Source organism: Nocardia sp. JMUB6875 (assembly GCF_041154655.1).
Taxonomy (GTDB): Bacteria; Actinomycetota; Actinomycetes; order Mycobacteriales; family Mycobacteriaceae; genus Nocardia.
In genome coordinates, this window is record NZ_BAAFGR010000245.1 from 1 (window position 1) to 8,256 (window position 8,256).

Annotated in this window: 9 protein-coding genes and 1 pseudogene; 3 read left to right on the forward strand and 7 right to left on the reverse strand. The window is 68.1% G+C overall.

All coding sequences use genetic code 11. The annotated features are described in order from the left end of the window. A partial coding sequence (locus tag ACAM49_RS36455) for a hypothetical protein (protein ID WP_369640089.1) occupies nt 1–822 on the forward strand: 822 nt, incomplete at its 5' end. Between the two features lie 9 nt (nt 823–831). Here ACAM49_RS36455 and ACAM49_RS36460 read toward each other — a convergent pair. Continuing rightward, nucleotides 832–1,518 carry an SIMPL domain-containing protein gene (locus tag ACAM49_RS36460; protein WP_369640090.1) on the reverse strand — a complete coding sequence of 229 codons (687 nt, stop codon included), beginning with the start codon at nt 1,516–1,518 and terminating at the stop codon, nt 832–834. A 98-nt stretch (nt 1,519–1,616) separates the two neighbouring features. Further along, a complete protein-coding gene (locus ACAM49_RS36465; protein WP_369640091.1) occupies nt 1,617–2,213 on the reverse strand; it encodes a winged helix-turn-helix transcriptional regulator in 597 nt (198 codons plus the stop codon). Between the two features lie 93 nt (nt 2,214–2,306). Here ACAM49_RS36465 and ACAM49_RS36470 point away from each other — a divergent pair, with 93 nt between their 5' ends. Beyond that, nucleotides 2,307–3,518 (forward strand): pyridoxal phosphate-dependent aminotransferase, encoded by a 1,212-nt coding sequence (locus ACAM49_RS36470; protein ID WP_369640092.1) that lies wholly within the window; start codon nt 2,307–2,309, stop codon nt 3,516–3,518. Nucleotides 3,519–3,523: 5 nt separating this feature from the next. On the opposite strand, the gene ACAM49_RS36475 is transcribed toward ACAM49_RS36470, so the two are convergent. The 3 genes from ACAM49_RS36475 to ACAM49_RS36485 are packed head-to-tail and all read right to left on the reverse strand — an operon-like array spanning nt 3,524 to nt 6,035. Continuing rightward, a complete protein-coding gene (locus ACAM49_RS36475; RefSeq protein WP_369640093.1) occupies nt 3,524–4,258 on the reverse strand; it encodes an SDR family oxidoreductase in 735 nt (244 codons plus the stop codon). Next, nucleotides 4,255–5,454: an NADH:flavin oxidoreductase gene (locus tag ACAM49_RS36480; RefSeq protein WP_369640094.1), complete on the reverse strand. Its 1,200-nt coding sequence runs from the start codon at nt 5,452–5,454 to the stop codon at nt 4,255–4,257. The genes ACAM49_RS36475 and ACAM49_RS36480 overlap by 4 nt, the downstream gene beginning before the upstream one ends. Next, nucleotides 5,454–6,035, reverse strand: coding sequence for a TetR family transcriptional regulator (locus ACAM49_RS36485; RefSeq protein WP_369640095.1), 582 nt, complete (start codon nt 6,033–6,035; stop codon nt 5,454–5,456). Before ACAM49_RS36485 ends, ACAM49_RS36480 begins: the two co-directional genes overlap by 1 nt. Before the next feature lie 112 nt (nt 6,036–6,147). Between ACAM49_RS36485 and ACAM49_RS36490 the strand changes: the two genes are divergently transcribed. Beyond that, on the forward strand, nt 6,148–6,759 hold the full coding sequence (locus ACAM49_RS36490) for a DedA family protein (protein WP_369640096.1): 612 nt from the start codon (nt 6,148–6,150) through the stop codon (nt 6,757–6,759). Here the strand turns inward: ACAM49_RS36490 and ACAM49_RS36495 are convergent, their stop codons facing one another. Then, on the reverse strand, nt 6,760–7,107 hold the full coding sequence (locus ACAM49_RS36495; RefSeq protein WP_369640097.1) for a hypothetical protein: 348 nt from the start codon (nt 7,105–7,107) through the stop codon (nt 6,760–6,762). Between the two features lie 39 nt (nt 7,108–7,146). Next, a pseudogene (locus ACAM49_RS36500) lies at nt 7,147–8,256 on the reverse strand (hypothetical protein); the annotation flags it as partial.

An 8,256-nucleotide genomic window follows, 5' to 3' on the forward strand; every position in this document is an offset into this window, starting at 1 on the left:
GGACAAGATGTGGCCATGAGTACGTTGTCGGATCCGACGTTGGCGTCGGTGGTCGAGCTGATCTATGGGGATCAGTCGCGGTTTCACTCGCTGGAGGGGTTGCTGCTGGGGGTGGATCTCAAGCGGCCGGAGTACCGGGGCGAGTTGTGGGTGAATGCCGACAGTTATTGGGGGCGGCTGGTGACGCCGGTGTACGGGGCGCGGATGGCGGCGCTGGGCGGGAGCGCGGAGGCGGATCGGGCGCTGCTGGATCTGGTCGAGGTGACGGTGACGCGGTTCCTGCAGGGGGAGTCGTTGCAGCGCAGGCATCTTCCGGCGTGGATGCCGAGGCTGCGGGCGGCGCTGCTCGTGGACGGGTACAAGCTGAAGATCGACCGGTTCGGCGCGGGCGCCGAGGTCGGAGTCCGATGCCGCTTGAAACCCACTGCGGCGCTGCCCATCCGGCTCGCCGACCAGGTCGCCCTACTGGCCACCGAACTGGAAGTGCGCGGCCAGCAAACCGCCCTCGATCACCTCCGACAAGCCCTCAAACACCATGAGCGAGGCCGTTTTCCGGCCTGCGAGAAGCGCCTCAGATCAACTCTGCGCCACATCACCGCCTACGCCGCGGGCACCGGTGACCTCGATGTCACCGCCAACGTCCGCCACCTGGTGGACACCGGCCGCCTCACCATCGCCGCCGGTACCCGCCTCCTCCACGACCTCCGAGCCCTGGTCTCCGACAATCCCTTCCCGCACCGAACCCGCCCGGATGCCACCCGCTTCCGCATCCAGCTCACGGTTGCCCGGGCCACGACTCTCCTTGCCGCAGTAGAACTCTGAAGCTCGGGATCAGTTGAGTTGCCAGGTGACTCGGATGCTGGCGGAGAGTTCGGTTTCGCCGAGTTGGACCGGGACCGCGCCGCCCGGAGCGGCCATCTTCTCGGCGGCGAAGGCGATGCGGGGTTGGGGGACCGGGTCGGAGATGCTCTCGGTGATCTCGATGACCGGGCCGAGTTTGCGGCCCGCGCGGTGGACGTACTGTTCGGCCTTGCCGAGGGCGTGATCCCAGGCCGCGTCGCGGGCGCGGACCGTGAGGGTTTCCTCGTCGGCCACGGTTAGGGTGAGGCCGCCGAGGCGGACGTCGTCGCCTCCCGCGTCCACCGCGTGGGCGATGATCGCGGCGGGGCCGCCGTCGGCGTCGGACTTGGCCTCGCCGTCGGGTGCGGCGATATCGCGCAGGGTGACCGTCAGCGAGGTCCCCGCGATGTATCCGACGAGCTGTTCCCGATTCCCGTCCGTCCACACGGTTTCCGCCCGCACCGTGAGCCCGCTGGTATTGATGTCCCGCCCCTGCACCCCGTCCCCCCGTAGCGACCCGATCACCGCGTCGGCCCGCTCCCCGGCCCGCGCGTAAGCCGCCGCGACGGTCTCCGCCCGCGTCTCCACCGAGATCGACACCCGCATGATGTCGGGCGTCGCACTGGCGCTGCCGGATCCGATCATCGTGATCGTGCCGTTGGCGTTCTCGCTGGTCACGCATTCCTCCTCGATCGGATGGCCACAACCCGATCGATGCTACCGACGCCGACCGACCCCATGTCCGAGCCGCGCGCGGCGGCCCTGCGCCCGCCGCCTCAGGCGACCGATTGCCCCGGGTCCGCCTCCGCGAGGACGTCGGCGAGCGTGCGTGCGCCCGTGGCGATCTCGCCCGCGGTGGCGAGGTCGAGGCGGAGATCGAGGTCGGGTGCGACCGCCGGGCCGTCGTGGTGGGTGAGGCCGGTCTCGGTGATCACGTAGTGGAAGGTGGTATCGCCGATCCGGATGGTGGCCGTGCCGGTGGGGAGGTGGGCGGCGACGGCGTGGCCGAGGGGCAGGGCGAACCAGTGGGCGCGGACAGCGTCGGTCGGCCGTTGCTCGCCGAGTTGTCCTGCCCCCCAGACGGACAGCGAGTTCAGGACCGGACGCAGGGCGGCGCCGGATTCGGTGAGTTCGTAGAGGGCGGTCCCGGCGCGGGGCCCGGTGCGCCGCTTGGTGAGGATTCCGTCACGTTCGAGGTCCTTGAGGCGGGCGGCGAGGACGTCGGTGCTGATGCCGGGGAGGTCGGCGAACAGATCGCTGTATCGGCGCGGGCCCGAACACAATTCGCGGACCACCAACAGGTTCCACCGGTCGCCGACGATATCGAGGGCGCGGCTGACGGTGCAGTAGTGGTCGTAGCTTCGACGTGGCACGACCCCACTGTAACCAAGAACTTGGAAAAACAAAGTGCAAACTTGGAATTTCCAAGTAGAGTGTGCGGCAACCACACCGAGAAGGGGTCGTTCATGCAGGTGAAGCAGTCGAGCAAGCTGGCGGGCGTGTCCTATGAGATTCGCGGGCCCATCGCCGAGCATGCCGCACGGCTGGAAGCCGAGGGGCATCACGTCGTGAAGCTCAATACGGGCAACCCCCTGCCCTTCGGTTTCGAAGCGCCCGCGGAACTCCTGCAGGACATGGTCCGCAATCTGCCGGTGTCCAGCGGCTACTCCACCTCGAAGGGCCTGCTGTCGGCGCGGCGCGCGGTGGTGCAGTACTACCAGACGCTCGGACTCGCCGAGGTCGACGTCGAACAGGTCTTCCTGGGCAACGGCGTCTCCGAACTCATCATGATGGCCATGACCGCGCTGCTGGAGAACGGCGACGAAGTCCTGGTTCCCGCACCGGATTTCCCGCTCTGGACCGCCTCCACCGCGCTCAACGGCGGCCGCCCCGTGCACTACATCTGCGATGAGGGCGCGGACTGGATGCCGGATCTCGCCGATCTCGAATCCAAGATCACCGACCGCACCCGCGCGCTGGTGATCATCAACCCGAACAACCCCACCGGCGCGGTGTACACGCCCGACGTGCTGCGCGAGATGCTCGAGATCGCGCGCCGCCACAACCTGGTGGTGTTCTCCGACGAGATCTACGACAAGATCCTCTACGACGGCCTCACCCATACCGCGGCCGCGTCGCTGGCCCCGGATCTGTTGTGCCTCACCTTCTCCGGGCTCTCCAAGTCCTACCGCGCCGCCGGATTCCGCGGCGGCTGGCTGGTGGTCTCGGGCCCGGTGGAGCACGCCGAGAACTATCTCGAGGGCCTGACCATGCTGGCCGGACTCCGACTGTGCGCGAATGTCCCTGCGCAGCAGGCCATTCAGGCCGCACTCGGCGGGCACCAGAGCATCTATGACCTCACCCTGCCGGGCGGTCGCCTGCGCGAGCAGCGGGATCGCGCGTGGGAGGCGCTCAACGCGATCCCGGGCGTCTCGTGTGTGAAGCCCAAGGGCTCGCTCTACGTCTTCCCACGCATCGACCTCGACATGTACCAGATCCACGACGATGAGCAGTTCGTGCTGGATCTGCTGCTGCGCGAGAAGATCCACATCGTCCAGGGCACCGGCTTCAACTGGCCCCGCCCCGACCACTTCCGCATCGTGACCCTGCCCCACGCCGACGAACTCGAGGCCATCATCGAACGCATCGGCCGCTTCTTGGCCACGTACAAGCAGTAACCGGGTCAGCCGGCGGTCATGCCGCCGTCGACGAGGAACTCGCTACCGGTGCAGTAGCTGGATTCGTGGCTGGCCAGGAACACGACCAGCGGGGTTACCTCTTCGGGTAGCCCGCACCGGGTGAGGGTGTTCGCGTCGCGATCGACGGTCGTGCCCTCGGGCGCGCCGATCATCGGGGTCAGGATCCCGCCCGGGTGAACGGAATTCACGCGGACGCCGTGCGGTGCGAGTTCGAGTGCCGCCGATTTGGTGAGTCCGCGCACGCCGAATTTCGATGCGGTGTAGGCGTGTAGGCCCGGTACGCCTTGGATCCCGGCGGCGGAGGAGATGTTCACGACCGATGACGGTCGGGCCTTCACCAGCGGGTCCCGCGCGGCGGTCAACCCCAGGAACGGCCCGGTGAGATTGATGGAAAGCGTTCGGTTCCACTGCTCTTCGGTGTAGGTCCCCAGCGGCCCGCCGTCCAGAATCCCCGCATTGTTGACCAGCACATCGAGCTTCCCGAATCGCTCGACAGCGGTAGCCACCGCCGCCTGCCAGTTCAGCAGACTCGTGACATCGAGGTGGATGAAGGCGGCGGCATCCCCGAGCTCGGCGGCCAGTTTCGCCCCGCCCTCGTCGGCGATATCCCCGATCACCACCGAGGCGCCCTCGGCGACGAACGCCCGCGCATGCGAGGCCCCCATTCCCGATGCCCCACCGCTGATGAGCGCCACGCGCCCGTCGAGTCTGCCGCTCATGCTCGTTGCCGTCCGTCCAGATCGATGGGGGTCCGCTCGGGTCGGAAGACGCAGCGGGTGGTGGTGTAGATGGTGGGCATGCATTTGTTGCAGTGGACGCAGGCCGAGCGGGTGGTGGCGTCGGATTGGATGCGGCGCAGCAGGTTCGGCTCGCGGAGGAGGGCGCGGCCCATGGCTACGAAGTCGAAGCCCTCGGTCATCGCCAGGTGCATGGTGTCGAGGTTGGTGATGCCGCCGAGGAGGATCAGGGGCATGGACAGTTCGCGGCGGAAGTGGCGGGCGCGTTCGAGTAGGAATGCCTCTTGATAGGGGTATTCCTTGAGGAAGGCGCGGCCGACGGCGCGGAAGCCCAGGCGCGCGGGGCCGGGGAGGACCTGCGCGAATTCCTTGCGGGGGGCTTCGCCATGGAAGAGCAGCATCGGGTTGAGAAGTGAACTGCCCGCGGTCAATTCGAGGGCGTCGAGGGCTCCGTCGGCTTCGAGCCAGGCGGCGACCTGCACGCTCTCCGGGACGGTGAGGCCGCCGCGGCGGCCGTCCTCCATGTTGAGCTTCGCCGTCACCGCGAGGCGGCCGCCTACGGCTTCCCGTACCGCGCAGGCGATTTCGCGGGCGAGGCGGGCCCGGTTGGACAGTGAGCCGCCCCAGCGGTCGCGCCGCCGGTTGAGCAGCGGGCTCAGGAACGAGCTCACCAGATAGTTGTGCCCGAAATGGATTTCGACCGCGTCGAATCCGGCTTGCTCGGCAAGTAGCGCCGCATTCGCGTGTGCGGCGATGAGTTCCCGGATCTCGGCATCGTCGGGCACCTTCATGGCCTGCATGCTCAACGGGCTGAACAGCTTGCTCGGGGCCAGCGCGGGCACGCGATTGGAGGCCGCGTTGGCGACCGGTCCGGCATGGCCGATCTGCGCGCTGGCCGCCGCGCCTTTCGCGTGCACCGCGTCGGTCAATTCCCGCAGTCCCGCAACGGCTTCCGGACGCATCCAGATCTGATGCCGATCGGTGCGCCCGCCCGGCGCGACCGCGCAGTAGGCGACCGTGGTCATGCCCACCCCGCCCGCCGCGACCTCCCGGTGGAAGTCGATCAGCTCGGGGGTGACCAGCGCTTCTGGAGTGCGGCCCTCGAAGGTGGCGGCCTTGATCACCCTGTTGCGCAAGGTGATCGGGCCGAGTTTCGCCGGTGCGAAGATCTCGTTCATCATTGTTCTCCCGGTGCGGTGAGCCCGGCCACCACGAAATCGCGCAGGGCCGTCAGCGCCGGTCCGGGCATGCCGTGCTGCTCGAGCTCGGGACTGCCGAACCGCATGATGATCAGGTCGAAGGCCAGCATCCAGCGGCGTTTGGCCTCGGCGGGTGCGAGCTCGGGCAGGAGCGCCGCCCAGGAATCCATCCGGAACCACGGCCCCCGCCACGACGTCAGATGCCGCCCCAGAACGAACCGTGCCAGCAGCCGAAGATGCAAGCGCCCCAAGGGATCCGACGCCAACTCCAGGAACGGCGTGAGAATGGTGTCGACCACCGCGGGCACCGAATCCCGCCCGGCGCTCGCCCCGTCCAGCCCCTCGGCCCACAACGGCCCCAGCCGATCCTCGATCAGCGCGCCGACCAACGCCTCCTTCGACCCGAAGTGATAGTGCACCGCCGCCGGATTCGCCCCCGCCGCCGCACACACCGCCCGCACCGACACCTCGTCGTACGGCTCGGTCAGCAGCAATCGCTCCGCCGCGGCAAGCAGTCGTTCGCGCGTTCCGGCAGCCACCTTCTCGACCATGCCCAGCATCGAAACACGATTCAAACACTATTTCAATCATTGATTGAAACGCTGGGACCGGCTACCGAGCGCCGGGAGTGTCGGCCGGGGCCGTGAGGTGCGGACGGTTAGCGTCAGCGGTATGGACTCGGTCGTGCAGCGAATACTGAGCTTCCCGGCGGGCTGGACGTATCTGGTCGTCGCGCTGCTGGTGATCGCGGAGGAGGCCATGGTGTTCGGGCTGTTGGTGCCCGGGGACACCGCCGCCATTCTCGCGGGTGTGGCCGCCAGTCAGGGGCATCTGGGTATTGCCACGGTGCTGGTGCTGGTGATCGCGTCCGCTGTCATCGGGGCCAGCATCGGCTACTGGTTGGGCCGGATCTACGGCACCCGGATGATGCAGTGGGCCATCTTCGACCGCTACCGCGACAATCTCACGCGCGCAGGCGAATTCCTGCAACGCCACGGCGGCTGGGCGATACTGGTGGGCCGCTTCAGCACGTTCTTCCGCACCATGCTCCCGGAGCTGGTCGGCATGTCGCCCATGCCTTTCGGCCGCTTCGTGCTCGCCAGCGCGGCGGGCGCGATCATCTGGGGTTCGGTGCTGGTGCTGGCGGGCTATCTGGTCGGACAATCCTTCACGGTCATCCTGCGCCACATCGACACCGACCTGATGATCATCGTCCCGATCCTCGCCGTCGCGGCGCTCGTCTACTGGAAGTGGCGTCAGCACCGCCGCGCGGGCGAGTCCTGACTACTCGCTCTGCGCCCATCCTGCGACCGGAAGCGACAGGTACACACCGATATTCGCGTCGACGAACTTCTCCACATCGGCCAGCAGCCGATCACACCGCTCCTGCCGGTTCTCCGCCCGGCTCGCGAAGTACTTCGACCGCACCTCGATCACCACGTCCATGCCGGACCGATCGAACTTCCCCAACTCCCGGAATCGAATCTCCACATCCCCCGGCTGCAGATCCCCGTCGTACGGCTCCTCGGGGCACTCGACCGCCAGCGACACCAGATGCGGCAGCCATTCCCCCAACTCCCGCAGCACGGTATCGGGTAGCTCCGGCTTGTAGGTCACTTCGACGAGCGGCATTCGATCATTCTATTTGCCTGCCGCACCGCCGGATCGGCCTCAGGAGGTGCGGAGGCTGGCGATCATCTGCTTGGCCTGGTCGGCGGTGAGTTCGCCGGTGGTGCCGCGGTCCACGAGGATGGCCATGGCGAGGGTGGAGTTGCGGGGGCCTTGGAAGGCGAAGGTGTAGACGGAGTAGGCGTTGGTGGTGCAGCCGGAGAGGGTGGGCTTCCAGGAGCCGGAGGCTTCGACCTGCTGGCCCTTGATCCCGGACTTGGTGGTGACCGGGGTGGGCGCGCCGGGCTTGCCGCCGGTGGGGTCGTCGTAGCCGCCCTCGATGGAGATCTTCGCCATCTTGGTGGCGGCGGCCCCGAGATCGGTGCCGTCGACCTGGGCGACGTAGGCCAGCGAGCGATAGGCCGAGCCGGGGCAGTAGTTGGTGCCCTCACTGGCTTTGCCGTAGCCGAGGACGGAACCGTCGGCGCCGGACTGGGCCGAGGTTTCGGCGGGGGAGGCGATGGTCCAGCCACTCGGGACGTCGTAGCTGATGCCCAGCGACGGGGCGACCACGGTGCGGGAGCCGGACTTCGGCGCGCCCGACGGACCGCCGGAAGGACTCGCCTTACTGGTCGGCGCCGCGCTGACGGTGGTGGTCGGCGCGGCGGTGGTGCCGCCCGAATCGTCACGCGTCAGCGCATAGGCCGCGATACCGCCGCCGACCAGCACGACCACCCCGATCAGGGCGGCCACGATCAGCCATGTGCGATTCGACCCACCCGGCGGCGGGCCGGGCTGGCCATACCCCGGAACCGGTTGCTGCCCAGTGAAATCCACCCCCGGCTGCTGCCCCGGATAAAACTGCTGCGTCGGCTGATACCCCTGCGGCGCATACCCCTGAGGCTGAAACTCCTGCGTCGGCTGGTACCCCTGCTGATAAGGCGGATACTCGACCGGCTGCGCCCAGCCGCCCTGATTTCCCCAACCCTGTTGTCTCGCGGCCGGAGTGTTCCAGCCGAGCTGGGTGGGATCGTTCTGGCCCGGGGCCGGTTGGTTCGGGGCCGCGGCGCTCCAGCCGAGTTGGGTGGGGTCGGTGCGGTTCCAGCCCTGCTGCCCGGCCTCGGGCTGGGGCGGGTTGGTTTGTGGCGCATGGGGATTCGCGGGGCCCGAGGG

Excerpts from the sequence above, each read along its gene's own strand:
- ACAM49_RS36470 (WP_369640092.1), top strand. The coding sequence starts at position 2,307 with ATGCAGGTGAAGCAGTCGAGCAAGCTGGCGGGCGTGTCCTATGAGATT.
- ACAM49_RS36490 (WP_369640096.1), top strand. The coding sequence starts at position 6,148 with ATGGACTCGGTCGTGCAGCGAATACTGAGCTTCCCGGCGGGCTGGACG.
- ACAM49_RS36480 (WP_369640094.1), bottom strand. The coding sequence starts at position 5,454 with ATGAACGAGATCTTCGCACCGGCGAAACTCGGCCCGATCACCTTGCGC.
- ACAM49_RS36485 (WP_369640095.1), bottom strand. The coding sequence starts at position 6,035 with ATGCTGGGCATGGTCGAGAAGGTGGCTGCCGGAACGCGCGAACGACTG.
- ACAM49_RS36495 (WP_369640097.1), bottom strand. The coding sequence starts at position 7,107 with ATGCCGCTCGTCGAAGTGACCTACAAGCCGGAGCTACCCGATACCGTG.
- ACAM49_RS36475 (WP_369640093.1), bottom strand. The coding sequence starts at position 4,258 with ATGAGCGGCAGACTCGACGGGCGCGTGGCGCTCATCAGCGGTGGGGCA.